Origin of the sequence: Shewanella inventionis (assembly GCF_014641855.1) — a bacterium.
In the GTDB taxonomy this organism is placed as follows: domain Bacteria; phylum Pseudomonadota; class Gammaproteobacteria; order Enterobacterales; family Shewanellaceae; genus Shewanella; species Shewanella inventionis.
The window spans coordinates 1-16,861 of record NZ_BMII01000056.1; the positions used below are offsets into that span (position 1 = coordinate 1).

Below are 16,861 nucleotides of genomic sequence, written 5' to 3' on the forward strand. Positions count from 1 at the left end.
CATGCGGGAGAGAGTTAAACGCTACATACTGCCCCAAAAAAGAAAACGGCCCAAAGCAAGGACCGTTCGTATCAATAAAACTCGCTACCCTGTTCGCTCTAAACACCTTAAGTGATAGGTGTTACCCAATTAGGGCGCTTTTTAATATTGAGGGTTTGTTTTTTAAGCTAACTGCTACGATTATTCAATGTTGTTCAGTTTTTGCTTTTCATTAGGTTGTAGTTGAGTAAACTAGCGCACAAATTGTGCAGATTTTATGTGGTTAAGTCGAGTTGACTTGACACTTTTGGGGGAGCGATGATCACAGCATATGCCTATCAAAATAAACAACTGGTGACCACTGAATTAAAAGTGGGTGACAATGTGCCAGAATCGACTTTGTGGTTAGACTTATTTAAACCTGATGATAAAGAGCGAGATTGGCTAAGTTCGTTTTCTGCTGAAGAAGTGCCAGACGAAGAAGACATTAAAGAGATTGAAGCGTCGGCGCGGTTTTATCAAAACCAAGATGGTTTGCACATTAACTCGTTATTTCCCCAACGAGTGAGCTCTGATGTGCGTGCGGTCAACGTGTCATTTAACTTACGTAAAGATTTTTTGCTGACCATTCGCGAGGAAGATGTTGGCTTAATACGTTTAATGCGCAACTATTTACGTTTAGGGCGATTAGACATCACCACGCCTCAAGGTCTGTTGCTAGAGTTGTTTAATCTAAAAGTAGATTACTTATCTGACTTAATTGAAGACGTGTATAGCGTGTTAGAAAATGTGGGTGAACAAGTTTTTAACGACGAAGAACTCGATGACGTATTTAAACTTATTACACTGCAAGAAGACTCTAACGGAAAAATTCGTTTAAGTTTACTCGATACCCAACGCTCATTACGATATATGCAACGTTATTATCGTGAAAGTTTGTCGGATGAAAATTTAAAAGACATTCGTGAGATGTTGTCAGACATTGAGTCTTTAATGCCTCATAGCCAATTTATTTTCGATAAGTTACAGTTTTTACTCGATGCGGCGATGGGCTTTAGTGGTTTACAACAAAACAAAATTATTAAGATATTTTCAGTATCGGCGGTGGTATTTTTACCGCCGACCTTAATCGCCAGTAGCTATGGTATGAATTTTAATATCATGCCAGAGCTTGATTGGCGATTTGGTTATCCTCTGGCTGTTGCTCTCATGCTGGCCAGTGCCGCCGGGACATATTTTTTCTTTAAACGTAAAGGTTGGTTGTAGTTAATTGGAAATACGTTTTCAGTATAAATTTATGTAAAAAACTGGGTGATATAAAAAGCCATCTGCTAAACACAGGTGGCTTTACTTTTAGTCTCATTTAACCCCATCAGCACAAGAATGTGATTAACATCGCTTATAACGTTTTAGCCGAACCCTTTGGGCAGCGTTTGTTGGCCATTTTTACTGCGTTATCGACTTTTTATGTAGAATAACTACACCTCAAAGTCTCTGCCGCGCAGTTATATATGTGAGTAAAGACCAACAATTCGCTGCAAAAACAATCTTGAAAGATCAACAGACCCTAATCACTTATATATCCTGATTGGGATTAATTTGCACCAATACCAAAACTGATTTTATCTCGAGGGTTGAGGTATGCATGAACGGTTTTAGGCAAAGCTGCTGCCGGTAAACTACGCACGATAGTCATGTTGTGATTTTGTAAGTTAATGATCGGGGCTTGGTTTTTAGGGACCAGTTGATCATAAACCACAATATTTGGGAACAATAATTGTTGCAAATTAACCGACATAACGATTGCAAATTGGCCACTCGATAACTCAACAATACTCCCTGGAGGGTAAATGCCGAGCATTTTGATAAGCTTGCTTACGTATTCAGCATTAAGTTTGTTGTTGTAGTTTTTGTATAGCAATCCTAAGGCTACGCTTGGTGGTTTTCCTTTGATTTGGTTGGTGCCATTGCATAAGTTGTCGTATTCGTTCACAACGGCTATAAGTTGCGAGAGTTTATCAAGACTGTCTGCTTTGAGTCCTTGAGGGTAGCCGCTACCATCTAAAAATTCGTGGTGATTTGCAATTAATGGTTTAGCTTCTTCGGGGAAACTGTCTGCCAATTTTAGAAAGTTAATGCTCATCAACGGATGCTGTTTGATGAAGTTTTCTTCCGGCGCAGACAGCGGCACGCGTTTATTTAAAATGGTGCTGGGTACTTTGAGCTTTCCTATGTCATGAAATAATGCACCCAGTCCAATGGTTTGGACTTCTTCGCGTGTCCACTCGAGTTCTTTAGCCATTAACATGCACAGCATCGCTACGTTTAGCGAGTGATGGTATATATGTTCATCGTTTTTGGCATCGCCCATTAAATGCAATGCTAGGTTATCGCTATTGAGCAACATATTGGTTATGTTGTTGATGAGATTTTTGCTTCGTTAACGGCATTTAGTGGTCGGCTGCTGACTTTTGCCACCATTGAACGCATCATGGCAACAGATCGTTCAAACTGTTGTTCGGTTTTTTTTAAGTCGCGTTTTAGCTTTTTTTGCTCTTCGATTTTGGCCGCTTTATCACTCAGCATTTGCTCTTTTAGTGTATTGATTTCTTCTTCTGTTGGCGGCATCTGTTCTGCAGTAGCTGAGGTAACGGGTTCTACATCACTTTTTTCAGGATCGAAAAATACATCTTTGAGCCCTAACGCTTTAATCAACTCAATTTGAGCGGTATTTTTGATTTTAAAACTGCTGAATAAGAATGGGTGGTCTTTCCATGACATGGGCAGACGAATAAACGTTCCTACTTCAAGTTGATCTACAGCGACTTTTTGATTCTTTTTCATAATAGGAGTGTTAGTGACCTTGAAGAGCAATGATCTATGTTGGCGTTATGCTTTACAGAGGCTTTGTTTACGTGGCAGCATAATACTATAAATAGACAAAAAATAGTTATCTCCTATGGATTTTATTGAAGTATATCCCAATGCAATAAGTGATGACCTGTGCGATCGTTTAATTGCAGCCTTTACCGCACACCCAAATGTGGTGCCCGGGCAAACCGGATTTGGTGTTGATCATGAAAAAAAGCGCAGCCATGATTTAATGTTAGATGCTTTTTCTGATTTAGCAGAATTAAAAAATGAGCTTTTAGCGGCAACGTTTAGTCATATAAGCAATTATTTTACCCAATATTCTTTGGCATTAATGGGCGCGGTTTCTATTCAAGTTACCGACGAAAGCGGTAAAGCGCAAACCTTAACACCGGATAATTTCGACTCATTGGGCAAACCAAGAGCCAGTACCTTAACCAAGTATTTATACCGTAGTGGTGCGATTAATATCCAACACTATCAGCAAGGCGTGGGCGGATATCCTCATTGGCATTCTGAGCAGTTTCCGCAAAAGGGTCACAATGAAGCATTACACCGGGTTGTGTTATATATGTTTTATTTGAACGATGTTGAAGAGGGTGGTGAAACGGAGTTTTATTACCAGCAACGAAAAATTCGCCCTAAAAAAGGCACTATGGTCATAGCGCCTGCTGGGTTTACTCATAGCCATCGTGGCAATGTACCCATTAGTAATGACAAATATATTGCTACATCGTGGGCGATGTTTAACCGTGCAGAGCAATTGTATGCGCCACTGAGCTAAGCATTGTTAGAGAGAGGGATCTCAATTATGAATGCGGCGCCGCCCAGATTGCTGGCGTTAACCCTTAGATTTCCGCCATAACTGGTGACTATCTCTTGGCAAACAGCTAAGCCAATTCCTTGACCTGATGACTGCGTGTCTGCGCGCATGCCTCGTTGAAGGATTTTTTGTTTTATGGTGTCATCAACTCCTGGGCCGTCATCTTCTACGCAGACACGTATTTGGTTGTTATCTGTGTATTGTATGATTACTTTTACCTGGCAGGCACACAATCTAAAAGCGTTTTCCATTAAGTTGCCCATCAGTTCCATCACATCTCCTTTGCTTAACGGAATCGTTATGTGAGGGCTTATGTTATGAGTAAAAGTGACGGATTTTAACTGGTATAGTTTTGTGAGCATTTGGCCGAGTGATTCAACAATTGGCATCATGTGGGTATGTTGAAAATGAAGCCCTTGCTGGCCTAGCATAGCGCGCTTGAGTTGGTATTGAACTAGATGATCCATGTCATTAATTTGTTTTAAAATTTGTCTATTTTGTTGTTCATTATCTAAGTCTCTATCGTCAATAATTGCCATGCTCGCTGCCAGGCGTGTTTTTAGGCTGTGGGCAAGATCGTTCATTGCATTTTGATAGCGAGTTTGGCGCGCATCAGCTTGACTGATTAATTGATTGAGCGCTGTAGTTATGCCAGTTAATTCTTCTGGGTAATCGTCAGATAAACTGCGTTGTTGCCCACCTTGTAACTGCTGTAATTCGTGTTTCAATTGCCTTAGTGGTCTCATGCTCCAATATGCCGCACTCATTAGCATTATTAAGGCAATAAATAACACGATAGCGAGCCTAAAATAAGTTAAACGATTAAACTGGCTGAGTTCTTTTTTCAGCTCGCTGGCGTCTTGTAAAATCAACAAATGATACATTTGTGCGTCGACATCTATGCTGAGCAAGTAGGCAAAATAACTTTGTGTTTGGTTAAAGTTAAGATAAAACGGCGCTAAGTTGTCTTTGATGGCAAGGTATTGCTCGCATATTTGAGTTAAGTTTTCATTTATGGCGTATTCCGAACGCCACAAGGTGGTATAAGCGGAGTCGCAGGTTGCCATAATATACTGCGTGTCGATGTCATCTTCTTCGCGAGCTTGGGTAATAGGTATCAGATTATTTTCGCGAAATTCAGCCGCAATAATGGGCAGCTTTGCAATCAGTGAGCGGGTAGTTTGGTTGTAACTGTGCTGAGCATGCAGCAAATTAATTAACCATGCTAAACCAAATCCTACCAGTGCGATAATGCACAAGGAAGTTGCAAACATCCTGGTGAGTAAGCGCTTTTTAGGATGCAGAGTTAGTCGCATGGGTGATTAAACTTATAGCCATGACCGCGGATGGTCACGATGGGCTCAGGCATTCCACCTTGAGTGAGTTTTTTGCGCAGCCGACTTATTATGACTTCAATCGTATTGGGGTCACCTTCTTTGTCTGCATAGATCACGTCGAGTAAACGTTGTTTGGCGACAACTTCATGGCAGTGGCGCATCAGGTACTCTAGCAGTTGATATTCAAATGCTGTGATATCTACGGGCACTTGCTTTAAGCTCACCTGTTTGGCCGCTAAATCAAGTTGCAAGTGACCACTTGTAATGACCGACCGAACAAACCCACCACTGCGTCGTACAATAGCATCAAGCCTTGCTATAAGTTCTTCCTTTTGAAAAGGTTTTACTAAGTAGTCGTCTGCACCTGCATTGAGGGCCTCCACTTTATCTTGCCAGCTTAATCGAGCGGTTAAAATGATGATGGGAATTTTTACGTCGGCTTGGCGCAGTGATTTGATAAGGTTGATGCCGTCTTGATCTGGAAGGCCCAGATCAACAATGGCGATATCAATAGGGTAATTTGTTGCCTGGTAAAACCCTTCTTTTGCAGTTAACGCCACCTGGACCTGATTACCCGCATCGTTAAGCTGCACACTTAAGTGATGCGATAATATAGGATCGTCCTCGATAACCAAGATACGCATTGTTAACCTTAACAAGGAGATATAAAACAGCCATATTACCTTATCTCTAGGTTTGATTGAATATTAACCGTAATAAATACCCTCGCTTTTTGGTTTTGTCTGGCGCTATCAAATTTGGGTGTTCAAACACATGCAATTAATCAACTTTTTACAGCGGTTATTCAATCGAATGTGGCAGGGGCGCTTTTGTGTTGCTGACGCATATATAGGGATCAAAAAAAACAGTGAGACAAAGCGATTAAGTTATTGAACTGATGGTTATGGTGGCTTCATAGGCTGATACTGCCTGAGGTGAGCCGCCTACTTAGGTTAGCCAATCACTTATGATATTAGCGGCAATCGTTATCGCGACGGTGATAAAAATAACTCCAACTAATAAATCAATAATCGTGTTAGCGGCTAATAATTTTTGTTGGATACGGGGTTTTGACAATACCAGCGCCAATAATCCAAACCAAATAAAAGAGAGACTAAATAATAATATTGCGGCCGCGATTTTAGTGGCAGAACTTACTTGTGGAGTAATCAGAACAGTAAAAAGAGTGATAAAAAATATTAATGCTTTTGGGTTGAGTAAGTTAGTGTACAGACCTGTTTTAAACCCCTTAAACGATGAAATGTTTGCGACATTATCTATTGATGCTGTGACCAGTGTTGCGGGCTGGCGTTTTAATTTAAGCGCCTTCAATGCTGATGTTAGTGCCCCCAAACCCATCCAGGCTAAATACCCACTACCAATTAGCTGAACTGCCATATAGGCTAACGGTGATTGCTGGATCATTACGCTTATTCCCAATAGTGACAATAACGTATGAACCAAAATAGCGGCTGCAATCCCTAACGCACAATACACTGCGGTTAAACGTGTTTGTTGTGTGGCCATTTTAACCACAATGGCAAAGTCTGGCCCTGGGCTCATTAGTGCGACGATATGAATAACCGCTAAACTGGCTAATAATGTGATGTCCATTGTTTATTGTGCTCTAGTGACAGTGGTTTAGTTTGACTAAGCCAATGATAATGACACAGTTACACAAAAAAAAGGTAATAAAAAAGCGCTATATTAGCGCTTTTTTATATTTGAACTTATTAAGCCTGTTATTTGCTGTTAAGTACTTGCTCTTCAAAACTTTTAGCAGCTTTACCTGCTTGTGAATTGGTAAAGGTTTCTTGGTTAAACTCACCTTCAGATTTAGCAATAATCACCGTGGCGACCGCGTCACCGGTGACATTGACAGCGGTGCGGATCATATCGAGCATTCTGTCCACGCCAATAATCAGAGCAATGCCTTCAACCGGTAATCCGACTTGATTAAGTACCATAGCAAGCATGATCAAGCCGACACCTGGCACACCTGCAGTACCAATTGATGCCAAAGTCGCGGTCACGACTACGGTTGCATAATCCATGATGCTCAGTTCAATACCAAATACTTGAGCAATAAAGACGGTGGCAACGCCTTGCATAATGGCGGTGCCATCCATGTTGAGTGTAGCGCCTAATGGTAAAGTAAATGATGCAATTTTATTGTCTACGCCCATACGGTGTTCACAGGTTTCAATGGTGACAGGTAAGGTTGCATTAGAGCTAGCTGTACTGAAGGCAAATAGCTGTACGTCGCGGATTTTACGCAAAAACATCAGTGGACTCAGGCCAGAAAATAATTTCAATAATGTGGGATAAACCACCAAACCTTGTATAAAGAGCACTGCTACCACTAAGAAGAAATATTTAACAACACTGCCAAAGGTTTCTAAACCCAGCGTTAAGCTTAATGTGGCCATGAGGGCAAAAACACCGTATGGCGCTAATTGCATAATTAACGTGACCACACGCATGATGACTTCGTTGAGGTCATTAAAGAATGAAGCGACGCGAGCGCCTCGCTCACCAATGTGTGAGATAGCAAAGCCAAAAATAACTGCAAATAGAATGATCTGCAGCATGTTGCCTTCACTCATCGCTTGCATAGGATTTGTGGGTACGATATTAATAAGTACTTCAGATAAGCTTGGTGCATCTTTAACCGTGTACTCTAAAGCATTACCCGCAAGGCTTGCATTACCAGGGTGGATCACAACAGCAGCTAAAATAGCAATGGTAAGTGCAATGGCAGTGGTAAATAGATAAAAAGAGATGGTTTTACCGCCAAGACGGCCCAACTTTGATGGATCGCTTAGAGAGCAAGTACCACAAACCAGTGAAATAAACACCAGAGGCACAACGAGCATTTTTAAGCTTGAAATAAAAATGGTGCCAATGACATGTAAGAATCCATCTGTGATGTATTCTTGAATAAATGTACTACCAGGGAAGAAATTTCGTAATGCAAGGCCGAATAATATGCCTATTGCCATACCGATTAAAATTTTGCTCGTGAGTCCGAGCTTGCTTAGTTTACTCACAGAGTGTTCCTTTTCATTATATTATTTTAAGCTTTTTATTGAATGTGCTAAAGACTAGCAGGAATCAACATTTTAGGAAATGACCAGAAAGTGAAAGTTTTAGCTGATAAATGACACAGAAAACAATAGAGTTATGGTAAAGTTGCAAGATATTTGCGTATTGTTAATCTATAAGTAACTATAATAATTATTTAGTTTAATCTTAATGTAACAGGGAGCCTGACAATGAGGTCAGCATACAAAGTTTGTTTAGCACTTTTATGTTCATTCTTTCTTTTCGCATGCGGCGGTGGAGGAAGTATTACAGATGACGGTTCGGGAGATGAAGATACAACGACAACAATAACCTTAACTATCGACAACACTCAAATCTCGGTTGCTGAGCCTGCAATTATTACCGCTACAGTTAAAGATTCCAACGGTGATGCGGTTAATACGCTTATCACTTTTGAGCTGAATAATGATAGCTACGGTACATTTTCTCCTAGTACTGGTGAAGTTGTTACCAATTCAAACGGTGTGGCAACTATTCAGTTAGATACTGCAGAAATTAACACTGGAGCAACCGTTACAGCAACGACTGCTGAAGGCGAAACAGCGTCATTATATGTCACTATGGTGGGTGATGGTGGTGCGGCTGACGGTGGCGCGCAAGTGTCGTTAGTGTTAACCGACTCTGCAGGTAACAGTATTGATTCTATCAGTACGTTATCGCCGGGTAAGTTGACGGCAACAGTAACAGGGATTAGCAAAACATCAATCGTGACATTTGCAAGTTCAATTGGTGATTTACCAGTGACAACAGCTGTGACTAACTCATCTGGTAAAGCTACAGTGGATATTTATGCTGGTAGCACACTCGGTGCGGGTGAAGCTACGGCGACCTTATCGACAAATGAAACCGGTTCGACAATAGTAGTAGTGGGAGCGACTGATGTTGTTATGGGTAGTGGCACTCCATTTGTTGAAGGCGTTGCTTCTATTAGTGCTACCGATTTATCAGCTGGCGGAACTGCGACAATTTCAGTTTCGATACAAGACGATGAAGGCAATCCTTATACTGAACCTGTTGATGTTTATTTCTCTTCAACATGTGCAACCAAAAGCCCTGCTCAAGCCGTAATTAGCTCGCCCGTCTCATCTAGTAATGGTGTCGCTACATCGACTTATCGAGCGGAAGGCTGTGTTGGCGTTGATCAAATCAATGTGACGGCAAGCGCAGGTGGTATTAGCTTATCTGCTGTTGGCACTATCAATGTACTTCAAGCTGATGTTGGCAGTATTGTGTTTATGTCTGCTACCCCTGAAAACATCAGTATTTTAGGAACTGGCGGTACCGAGTCATCAGTTGTTCAATTCAAAGTGTTAGACAAAAACAGCAATGTGGTTGCTAATCAAAATGTGAAGTTTTCTCTTAATACTACGGTTGGTGGTGTAGGCATAGATCCTATTGAAGCAACCACAGATAGCGATGGTCTAGTGCAAACTGTAGTTACCACGGGTACTGTTGCGACGTCTTTACGCGTGACTGCAACTGTTGATAATGGGGCTATTCCGGCTATTTCGAGTCAATCAAGCCAATTAATCGTGTCAACGGGTATTCCTGATCAAGACAGCTTTTCGCTAGCAGCAACGTTGTTAAATGCTGAGGGCTGGGATGTTGATGGCACAACCGTCACTATTACTGCTCGTATGGCTGATGCTTTTAACAACCCTGTACCCGATGGAACAACGGTCTCGTTTACCACTGAAGGTGGTTCTATTGAAGATGCCTGCCAAACACTTGATGGTGCTTGTTCTGTTACATGGACAAGTCAGTTGCCAAGACCAGAAGGTGAAACCCTTCTCAATCCTGCAGGAGAAATGATCCGTAATCCTAACGCAACACTTGGATACGATTCTGCACGTGATCTGTATGGCAATATTTATGGTCAAAAATATGGTGGTCGTGCAACTATTACCGCGACCGCTATTGGTGAAGAGTCGTTTCCTGACTTAAATGGTAATGGCCGTTTTGATGCTGCAGAAGCGTCTCAGTTTATTTCTGGTACAGACGTTACTGGAGAAAGTTTTGATTTAAATGATGCATTTAACGACTATAACGAAGATGGATATTTTAACCCTGAGCAAACAAACGGTCAGCTAGGTGGCACATTAGAAGAATTAATTGATTTTAACTCTAACGGTGTATTTGACCTCAAAGACGGTAAATATAATGGTGTTTTGTGTTCAGACCCTGTTCACAATGCTTGTGCAGACGGTGTTACAGAATCTAAATCATTATTCGTTCGTCGTAGTTTAACACTAGTGATGTCTGGTAGTACTGCATATGCAACAGCGCCAGCTGAGATTATCGTTGTAGACAGTACGGGAACTCATTCTGGTGAAAGCAGCATGACGATTGTGGGTAAAGGTTCTGCAACAGCAACATTTACCATCTCTGATTTACATAACCAACAAATGCCAGCAGGCTCTATCGTTAGATTTACCACTTCTGCAGGTTCTGTTGTGAGCACCAGTGAATACACATGGCCTAGTTCTAACTACAATGGTGGACGCCAATTTACGACCACCATTAAAGGTGAGGATGAACCCAACACTGGTGTTTTCCTTGTGGAAGTAGAATCACCTAATGGTTTAGTCACTCAGGTAGTATCGATTGGGGTTACTATTCTTTAATCGTTAATTAATGTGTGAAGTTGTTTATAGAAGGGCGCATTTAGCGCCCTTTTTGTTTCATAGATAATACCATTTCCATTAATTATGTGACCAATCAGAGTCGCTCAGACTGTTCAGTTTGAGGCGCATTGTTGAAATAATGGTTATTCCCTTCTAAGGCAATGCAACAAAGAAATGGACAGTCTGAGCGCCTCCTGCAAGGCGGGTTTCTGTGCCTTCTATGCTGCTTAATAGTATTTTGACGTAGAGCAACTATGCCTACAATCCTATTACTTGCCTAGAAGGCACAGAATTCCCGCTGAATGACCAGATAATTAGTGGAATTGGTATAAGTCCCCAATGTGTCAACTTATCTCAGGCCGGGACACGCATAAAAAAACCAGCGACGAAAGTGGCTGGCTTTTTCTTTCGATATTATTTTTAACGTTGGAATTGATACACACTGCCCAGCTTTAAAATTTGCGTTAATTCATCTAATGCAGTGCGTGACTCGATAATCAATTGTGGGTCTGCCAGATCGCTTACCGTGAGTTGGTCACGGTAATGTTTATCAACCCAGGCATTTAAACGAGTAAATAAGGCGTCATTCATTAAGGTGTTTTGGTTTACCGCAGCGACTTCTTGCTCGTTCATTGCAACGCGTAGACGCAAACAAGCTGGGCCTCCACCATTTTGCATACTTTGTTTTACGTCGTAATAGCGCACTTGCTTAATCGGTGTGCCAAGTGTGACCAGTTCATTTAAGTAAGCAAATACCGCCGGGTTTTCTTGGCAATTAGTTGGGGCGATAATCGCCATTTCGCCAGAAGGCAAAGTAATAATCTGTGTATTAAACAAGTAACTACGAACCGCATCATCGATTGATACTTGGCTGGTTGCCACTTTAACAAAATGCATTTCAGTGTTCATTTTACGACGAATTTCATCAAATTTTGCGTCGGTATTTAAGAATGCTTGCTCATGATAAAACAACACGTTTTGGTTACCGACGGAAATCACGTCATTGTGGAATACACCTTGATCGATAACATCAGGATTTTGCTGCATAAATACACAGCTTTCATCGTCAAGCTGATGTAAACGTGCTACTGCCTGTGATGCTTCTAACGTTTGGCGTGCCGGATACTTTATTGGTTTAACAGCACTTGGGTTGGTGGCTTCTTGACCATAAACAAATAGCTCAACGCCAGCGTGACCATATTCGCTGCATAAACGCGTATGGTTTGCTGCGCCTTCATCACCAAAGCTTGTGTGCTCTGGAAGGTGTTGATGATGTCTAAAGTGTCGATCGTTATTAAAAGTTGCTTTGAGAATATTGCCTGTGGTGATGGGTTCGATACTGCGATGTAATTTATCCACTAAATTTGCTGGGGTAAAGTGCACTTTACCGTCACGGGTGTCGGCACTGGGTGATACAGTAGCTGCGTTTGCGGTCCACATACTTGATGCGCTGCAACAGGCATTAAGCAATGCAGGAGCCTGTTGGGCCGCTTTTTGTAAAACTTCAGCATCTGACCCCGAAAAGCCAATTCGGCGTAGTGTGTATAGATCTGGGCGCTCCTGAGGGGCTAATACACCTTGAACCATACCTAAATCTGCTAATGCCTTGGCTTTTTGTAACCCTTGTTTGGCAGCCGCTTTTGGATTTGAGGTTAGCGCTGCATTACTTAATGAGGCGACATTACCAAACGATAATCCGGCATAGTTATGGGTTGGTCCAACCAAGCCATCAAAGTTTGCTTCAAAATGCTTCATTCGTGATCCTTGAGAATTTTTGTGAATAATTATTATTGTAGTTACACTTTTTTGTGTTACTTATAAAAAAGGAGACGTGATTGTTCAGGTCAGTTAACACTAAATTAAAGTCAGTATACTGAAGCTAATGGGGTTAACAAGGCGTGCTAATTTTGCACAAACACGCATAAATGACTAAAAATGCACTGAAGATGCTCGCAAGTATCATTAAGTGAAAAATTACGTTTAAAAAACGCATATTATTTTTTCTATTTTTTATGATTGTTTAAAAAATGACTTAATAACCTATATAAAAGAGGGATTAACTTGAAACTATTGTCTCAACCCTCTATATATGGAATCAATTTTCTATATTTTGAGACTTTTTGGCGCAAATAAAACTATGGGTAAATCGCTAGTTATTGTCGAATCGCCGGCCAAAGCCAAGACAATTAATAAATATCTTGGTAAAGATTTCATCGTGAAGTCGAGTGTAGGTCACATCCGTGATCTTCCTACTTCATCAACGTCTGACGGCACAACCGCGACTAAAACCGCTGCTGAAGTCAGAAAAATGTCGCCTGAAGAAAAAGCTAAATACAAGCTAATCAGGGATAAACAAGCTCTTGTGGCGCGCATGGGCGTCAATCCTGATCAAGGTTGGGCTGCAAAGTACCAAATTTTGCCAGGTAAAGAAAAAGTGGTGAAAGAGCTCAAAGAATTGGCTAAATCAGCTGATCAAATCTATCTCGCAACGGATTTGGACCGTGAAGGGGAAGCCATTGCCTGGCATTTGCAGGAAATTATTGGTGGCGACGCTTCGCGGTATCAACGAGTCGTATTTAACGAAATTACTAAAACAGCCATTCAAGACGCGTTTAGTAAACCATCGGTACTTGATACCAACATGGTTAATGCTCAACAAGCTCGCCGCTTTTTAGACCGCGTTGTTGGTTTTATGGTGTCACCATTACTGTGGAAAAAGGTCGCCCGTGGGTTATCTGCCGGTCGTGTGCAATCGGTTGCTGTTCGCTTAGTGGTTGAGCGTGAAAGTGAAATTAAAGCCTTTGTTCCTGAAGAGTTTTGGGATATTCACGCAGATTTAAACACCAGCAAAGCTGAAAGTTTAAAAATGCAGGTGATGAAATATCAATCTGCTGCGTTTGAACCCATTAATGAAGCTCAAGCTCAGGTTGCGGTTGACGCGTTACGTAACGAAACCTTTGTGGTTTCAGCACGTGAAGACAAAGCAACGTCGAGCAAACCTTCAGCCCCTTTTATTACCTCTACACTGCAACAGGCTGCGAGTACTCGTTTAGGTTTTGGTGTGAAAAAAACCATGATGATGGCGCAGCGTTTGTATGAGGCTGGGCATATTACCTATATGCGTACTGACTCTACAAACTTAAGCCAAGAAGCGGTTGAAAATGTCCGTGACATGATTGGCTCAGAGTTTGGGGCGAAATATTTACCTGCCGAGCCTATTCGTTACGGCAGTAAAGAAGGCGCGCAAGAGGCTCACGAAGCGATTAGACCTTCAAACGTTGCTGTGCAGTCTGCATCATTGACCGACATGGAACGTGACGCTCAGCGCTTGTATGAGCTGATTTGGCGCCAGTTTGTGGCTTGTCAAATGACGCCAGCGCAATATGATGCGACTCGACTAACGGTAACAGCAGGCGATTACGAGTTAAAAGCCAGTGGCCGTACATTACGTTTTGATGGTTGGACTCGCGTTCAACCGCCAATGGGTAAGAAAAACGATGAAGACAATACGTTGCCAGTGGTTGAAAAGGGTGACAAGCTCGCTCTAGATAAACTATTGCCAAAGCAGCACTTTACTAAGCCGCCAGCGCGTTATAGTGAAGCATCGTTAGTTAAAGAGCTTGAAAAGCGTGGCATTGGTCGTCCATCAACTTATGCAACGATTATCTCTACCATTCAAGATCGTGGCTATGTGAAAGTAGATAACCGCCGCTTTTTTGCCGAAAAAATGGGCGAGATTGTTAGCGAGCGTTTAGTTGACAGCTTTAAAGATCTCATGAGTTATGACTTTACCGCTAGCATGGAGCAAACGTTAGATGATGTTGCTCAAGGCAAGCTGGACTGGAAAAAAGTCCTTGATGGGTTTTACGGGGATTTTACCAAGCAACTCTTGTTGGCAGAATTAGATCCGGCAGAAGGTGGTATGCGCCCGAATGAGATGGTACTCACAGAGAGCATCAAATGTCCTACTTGTGGCCGTCCAATGGGGATCCGTACTGGTTCTACTGGAGTATTTCTTGGGTGTTCTGGTTATGCACTACCGCCAAAAGAGCGTTGTAAAACAACGATCAACCTCACTCCTGGTGAAGAAGCGGTTAGCGATAACGAAGATGCTGAAACAGATGCACTACGCGCTAAACATCGCTGTGGCAAGTGCGGTACAGCAATGGACAGTTATCTTATTGATGAAGCACGTAAATTACATGTGTGTGGTAATAACCCATCATGTGACGGTTACGAAGTCGAGGCGGGCCAGTTTAAGATTAAAGGCTATGAAGGCCCTATCATTGAATGCGATCGTTGTGGCAATGATATGGAGCTTAAAAATGGCCGTTTTGGTAAGTATTTTGGTTGCACAAACAGCGAGTGTAAAAATACTCGTAAACTGCTTAAAAACGGTGAAGCTGCGCCACCAAAAGAAGATCCTATCTACCTGCCAGAATTAAAATGTACTAAATCAGATGCCCATTTTGTATTAAGAGATGGTGCAGCAGGTATATTTTTAGCCGCAAGTACCTTTCCTAAATCGCGTGAAACTCGCGCGCCTTTAGTTGAGGAGCTTGTTACCTATCGCAAATTGTTGTGGCCTAAGTATGCCTATCTTGCTGATGCCCCAACCGAAGATGAAGACGGCAACAAAGCGCTGGTTAAATTTAGTCGTAAAACCAAAGAGCAATACGTTGCGACAGAAATTGACGGCAAAGCGACAGGTTGGTCTGCTAAATTTGTTAATGGCAAATGGGTGAGTGAATCAACCAAGAAAAAAGCTAAGAAGTAATTTTACTTTAATCGAAAAAGCGTTACTTCCGGGTAGCGCTTTTTTATGTCTGTAATTTACTCACAATGAATAATCGGAATATGACGCCAATCAGTGGTGTATTGTGGTGTTAAAAAGTTTCTGTGCATAGCCCATTTTTGTTGTGCACCTTGTGCGCCTAAAAATAGGGTATCGTTACCATAGCGGTGATTAATGTTATCGAGTACCTGCATCAATTGTGGTTTGGCTTTGCTGACATTAAATAGGTCGAGTTGTTGATGTTGGCTGTTGACTAAATCAAGTAGGCCTACACCCACTTTATAATAATGAACACCCGGACGGTACAGCCGCTTGATAACCTGCGATGCTGCCTGTGTCATTTCAACGCTACAGTGGGTTGCACAAGCAAAGTTAACGTTGACTTTAAAACTTTGCGGGTGACTGTCGTGAGGAGAGTTATGTGCAAATAACATCATTACCTTGCATAAAGAGTGTTGTTTTCTGGCTTTAGCCGCTGCAATAGAGATATGCATACACAAGGCTTGGTGTAAGCTGTCGATATCGGTAATGCGCTCGCCGACGCTGCGGGTTGAAAATATTTGCTGTTTGTCGGCCTTTGCTTCATCCCATTGTTTGCATACAACACCATTGAGCTCACGAATAGTGCGCTCAATTTCAATACTAAATTGCTTTCGCATCATGGTGGGAGACGCATTGGCTAGGTCTAAGGCGGTATTGATATTCATTATGGTTAATTTTGCCGCTGTTTTACGACCAATTCCCCACACATCACCAACAGCAAGTGTGCTTAACGTTGCTTGGCGGATCACCTCATTATCTATAACACAAACCCCTTGGGATGATGGTAATAACTTAGCGGCTTTATTGGCTACCTTAGCAAGTGTGAGTGTTGGGCCGATACCGACGCACACAGGCAAACGAGTGTATTGCCACACAGTTTGTCGAATACGCTTTGCATGGGTCGCTAAGCAAGGGATTGCCTGCTGACAATGTTTAAACGATAAAAAGGACTCATCAATAGAATAAATATGTTGTTCAGGTGCAAATTGGCCAATCACCTGCATCATTTTAGTGGATAAGTCAGCGTACAATTCATAATTACTCGACAATACCACAACGTTATGCTGGCGACACTTTGCTGCAACTTGAAAGTAAGGCTGAAATTTGGGGATCCCCAAGTTTATTGCGAGGCGATTGGCGGCAACAATGCAACCATCATTGTTCACCGTTACACGTTTTACACCCTAAAATGTTATGAAAAACCTTTCTGAACAAAGCCTGTAGCCTGATTTGTGTAATTCTCATCGATATGAAGCAATAAGTTGAGAATTTTTTAATATGGGGC

General features: G+C 41.9%; 9 protein-coding genes and 2 pseudogenes. 4 read left to right on the plus strand and 7 right to left on the minus strand.

The window, feature by feature from the left end; genetic code table 11:
- The first annotated feature begins 297 nt into the window (after positions 1–297).
- Positions 298–1,245 carry a magnesium/cobalt transporter CorA gene (gene corA / locus IEW93_RS20475; protein ID WP_188741083.1) on the plus strand — a complete coding sequence of 316 codons (948 nt, stop codon included), beginning with the start codon at positions 298–300 and terminating at the stop codon, positions 1,243–1,245.
- 328 nt (positions 1,246–1,573) lie between these two features.
- On the opposite strand, the pseudogene IEW93_RS20480 reads toward corA, so the two are convergent.
- Positions 1,574–2,823 (minus strand): annotated as a pseudogene (locus IEW93_RS20480) (cyclic di-GMP phosphodiesterase).
- A 115-nt stretch (positions 2,824–2,938) separates the two neighbouring features.
- Between IEW93_RS20480 and IEW93_RS20485 the strand changes: the two are divergent.
- Positions 2,939–3,634, plus strand: coding sequence for a 2OG-Fe(II) oxygenase (locus IEW93_RS20485; RefSeq protein ID WP_188741084.1), 696 nt, complete (start codon positions 2,939–2,941; stop codon positions 3,632–3,634).
- Here IEW93_RS20485 and IEW93_RS20490 read toward each other — a convergent pair.
- From IEW93_RS20490 to IEW93_RS20505, 4 genes are all read right to left on the minus strand, one after another.
- On the minus strand, positions 3,631–4,989 hold the full coding sequence (locus tag IEW93_RS20490; RefSeq protein ID WP_188741085.1) for an ATP-binding protein: 1,359 nt from the start codon (positions 4,987–4,989) through the stop codon (positions 3,631–3,633). The two genes, IEW93_RS20485 and IEW93_RS20490, sit on opposite strands and share 4 nt — an antisense overlap.
- Entirely contained in the window at positions 4,980–5,654 is a 675-nt protein-coding gene (locus tag IEW93_RS20495; protein WP_188741086.1) for a response regulator, read from the minus strand. The genes IEW93_RS20490 and IEW93_RS20495 overlap by 10 nt, the downstream gene beginning before the upstream one ends.
- A gap of 304 nt (positions 5,655–5,958) precedes the next feature.
- Positions 5,959–6,624: a LysE family translocator gene (locus tag IEW93_RS20500; RefSeq protein WP_188741087.1), complete on the minus strand. Its 666-nt coding sequence runs from the start codon at positions 6,622–6,624 to the stop codon at positions 5,959–5,961.
- Between the two features lie 128 nt (positions 6,625–6,752).
- On the minus strand, positions 6,753–8,060 hold the full coding sequence (locus IEW93_RS20505) for a dicarboxylate/amino acid:cation symporter (RefSeq protein ID WP_188741088.1): 1,308 nt from the start codon (positions 8,058–8,060) through the stop codon (positions 6,753–6,755).
- A gap of 225 nt (positions 8,061–8,285) precedes the next feature.
- Here IEW93_RS20505 and IEW93_RS20510 point away from each other — a divergent pair, with 225 nt between their 5' ends.
- Positions 8,286–10,739: a hypothetical protein gene (locus tag IEW93_RS20510; RefSeq protein ID WP_188741089.1), complete on the plus strand. Its 2,454-nt coding sequence runs from the start codon at positions 8,286–8,288 to the stop codon at positions 10,737–10,739.
- Between the two features lie 420 nt (positions 10,740–11,159).
- On the opposite strand, the gene astB is transcribed toward IEW93_RS20510, so the two are convergent.
- Complete coding sequence (gene astB / locus IEW93_RS20515) at positions 11,160–12,494, minus strand: N-succinylarginine dihydrolase (RefSeq protein WP_188741090.1); 1,335 nt, start codon at positions 12,492–12,494, stop codon at positions 11,160–11,162.
- Between the two features lie 382 nt (positions 12,495–12,876).
- On the opposite strand from astB, the gene topA reads away from it, so the two are divergent.
- Positions 12,877–15,516 (plus strand): type I DNA topoisomerase, encoded by a 2,640-nt coding sequence (topA, locus tag IEW93_RS20520; protein WP_188741091.1) that lies wholly within the window; start codon positions 12,877–12,879, stop codon positions 15,514–15,516.
- A gap of 56 nt (positions 15,517–15,572) precedes the next feature.
- Here the strand turns inward: topA and IEW93_RS20525 are convergent.
- Positions 15,573–16,748 (minus strand): annotated as a pseudogene (locus IEW93_RS20525) (Y-family DNA polymerase); the annotation flags it as partial.
- Positions 16,749–16,861 lie beyond the last annotated feature (113 nt).